The organism is Mycobacterium sp. 852014-52144_SCH5372336 (assembly GCF_001665615.1).
Lineage (GTDB): Bacteria > Actinomycetota > Actinomycetes > Mycobacteriales > Mycobacteriaceae > Mycobacterium > Mycobacterium neumannii_A.
Genome location: NZ_LZSW01000034.1, coordinates 1 through 1,389, shown reverse-complemented (window position 1 = coordinate 1,389; position 1,389 = coordinate 1). Strand labels below are relative to the sequence as shown.

Annotated in this window: 1 protein-coding gene; it reads left to right on the top strand. The window is 63.5% G+C overall.

The features are described 5' to 3' along the window. Positions 1 to 157: 157 nt before the first annotated feature. The gene (locus tag A5759_RS07215) at positions 158 to 1,381 is read left to right on the top strand and encodes an ISL3 family transposase (RefSeq protein WP_120301812.1); all 1,224 of its coding nucleotides are present in this window, start codon (positions 158 to 160) and stop codon (positions 1,379 to 1,381) included. The last annotated feature ends 8 nt before the right edge of the window (positions 1,382 to 1,389 follow it).

The window sequence follows — 1,389 nt, the reverse complement described above, 5'->3', positions numbered from 1 at the left end:
GGCGCTCCACGTGTTTTCGTGGGCGCTTTCGTGCTGATCAGAGCTGATTTTTGTTGCGGTGCAGGGTTGTCGGTGCTGCGGGAGTGAAATGCGGGACGCGCACGTGGTGTGGCTCTAGTTTCGGGGTTACCACACCAACCGATCCCGGAGGCACCACGTGCGCGTCAGTACTGCATTTAACCGTCTGCTGCAGATCCCCGGGGCGTGGGTGACCGATGTCGTCATTGACGACCGCGACGTCGAAGTCACGCTGCGGCCGCGGGCCCGGCTGCTGACCTGCCCGTGCGGGATGTTGGCCACCGCGGTCTATGACCGGCGACGGCGCCGCTGGCGACACCTCGACCTGGGCCGATGTCGGCTATGGCTGGTTTATGAGATCCGCAGGCTGGACTGCCCGGAGTGCGGGATCCGTACCGAGGTGCTGCCCTGGGCGCGCCCGGGTGCCCGGCATACCCGCGACTTCGAGGACACCGTGCTGTGGCTGGCTCAACGCACCGACCGCACTTCAGTGGCCACCCTGATGCGCTGCGCCTGGGAAACGGTGACCGCGATCATCAACCGCGGGGTGGCTGAACTGCTCGACGCCCGCCGGCTCGACACCCTCTATCGGATCGGGGTTGACGAAGTGTGCTACCGCCACCCGCACCGCTATCTGACCATCGTCGGTGATCACGACACCGGCACCGTCATCGACATTCAGCCCGGCCGCAGCGAGGCATCGCTGGCGAATTTCTATCAATCCCAACCGGATTCGATCACTTCATCCATCGAGGTGGTCAGCATGGACGTCTCCAAGGCCTACACCGGCGCCACCCGCACCCATGCCCCGCAGGCCACCATCTGTTATGACCCGTTCCACATCATGCAATGGGTCAACCGCGCACTAGACCGGGTCTATGCCCAAGCAGCCACCGGACCCGGCCGGGCTTCGATGAGCACCCCAGACTGGAAGGCCACTCGCTGGGCATTGCGCACCGGAGAAAACAAACTCACCGAGCAAAAACGCGCCCTGGTCAACCAGATCGCGCGAACCAACCGACACATCGGCCGGGCCTGGACACTCAAAGAACAACTGCGCGACGTCTACCGCATCAACCACCCACCCGGCGGCGCTCGCCAGCGCTTGCGCCGGTGGATCACTGCTGCCAAACGCAGCCGCATCAACGGCTTCGTTCATCTGGCTAAGCGGCTCGAGGTCTACTTCGAAGAAGTCATCGCCGCGATCGAACTGGGCATCTCCAACGCCCTCATCGAAGGCATCAACGCCAAAATCCGACTCATCAACGCTCGCGGCTACGGCCACCACTCCGCCCAAACACTGAGCTCAATGATCTACCTCTGCCTCGGCGGATTACACCCTCAGCTACCCACGAGAACGTGAGGAGCCGC